1 protein-coding gene is annotated in these 1448 nt (G+C 36.1%); it reads left to right on the forward strand.

The annotated features are described in order from the left end of the window. Nucleotides 1-210 precede the first annotated feature (210 nt). Nucleotides 211-1448: ISAs1 family transposase (locus LPH68_RS26175; RefSeq protein ID WP_151923937.1), on the forward strand; the 1238-nt coding region annotated here is incomplete at its 3' end.

Genomic DNA, 1448 nt, shown 5'->3' on the forward strand with positions numbered 1-1448 from the left:
TATTTAATGGCAATACTCTTGTATATCTAATAATAAATAAAGTCTTCCTAGTTACTTTTCCTCATATAGACGTGTCACAACTTTACATGGTCATGCCACCTATTGCTTTCATCCTTTTTAATCTTCGGGCTTCTTCAATTGATATATTGATTATTTATATTGTATTCATTCTGGTATTTCATTATCTTCACGTCTAAATAATAAACAGTAATGGATAAGATTGCAAAAGATTTTTTAATAAATGACGAATTGGCACGTCATATGGCTAGTATGTCTGAAGCTATTGATACAATAGACCCACGTGAAAAGAATAAAGTCACTTATTCGGGCAAATTGATAATGCTTGTCACTTTATCGGGTGTTTTTTGTGATTGTCAGAGTTGGAATGATATAGCAGACTTCGCCCGTTATAAGAAAGATTTTCTTAGGAGATTCATACCGGATTTAGAAACTACCCCCTCACATGATACATTACGCCGATTTTTTTGTATCATAAAAACAGAAAGATTAGAGAGTTGTTACAGAGAATGGGCCTGTAATATGAGAGGTGATTCACCGTCCATAGAAGATTGCGACTGGTCGAAAGTTCAAATAGGTGAGGGTAATGATCTTTATACGAATAGACATATAGCTATTGACGGGAAAACGATCTGTGGTGCCATCAATGCTGATAAACTGGTACAAGAGTCAGCGGGTAAAATAACAAAGGAGCAAGCAGCATCAGCCAAACTTCATATTGTCAGTGCCTTTCTTTCCGATATGAGTCTGTCATTAGGGCAGGAACGGGTCTCAATAAAAGAGAATGAAATAGTAGCAATACCCAAATTACTGGACGACATTGATATACGACAAGGAGATGTAGTTACCATCGATGCACTTGGCACCCAAAAGAAGATTGTAGAAAAAATAGCAGAGAAACAAGCCGATTATCTTTTAGAGGTGAAAGATAATCATTTAAAACTAAGGGAAAATATCGAAAACGATGCGGAGTACTTGCTAATTTCCGGAAGAGAAAATGATTTTATCAAAAGAGCTGAAGAAACCACAGAAGGTCATGGATTTATGGTGACAAGGACCTGCATATCCTGCTCTGAACCCAGTAGATTAGGGTTCTGTTATCGCGATTGGAAGAATCTTAGGACTTATGGAATAATAAAGACCGAGAAAATAAATATAGCCACAGGGGAAATACAGAATGAGAAACATTGTTTCATCTCTTCATTAGTGAACAATCCAGAGCTTATTCTTAAATATAAGAGAAAGCATTGGGCGGTAGAAAATGGATTGCATTGGCAGTTGGATGTTACATTTAATGAAGATGATGGAAGAAAAATGATGAATTCGGCACAAAACTTTTCCACTTTAACTAAAATGGCATTGACCATTTTGAAGAATTATCAGGATGAAGACAAGAAGACTTCTGTCAATAGGAAAAGGAAGAAGGCTGG

Source organism: Bacteroides sp. 1_1_30 (genome assembly GCF_020982715.1).
In the GTDB taxonomy this organism is placed as follows: Bacteria; Bacteroidota; Bacteroidia; order Bacteroidales; family Bacteroidaceae; genus Bacteroides; species Bacteroides xylanisolvens.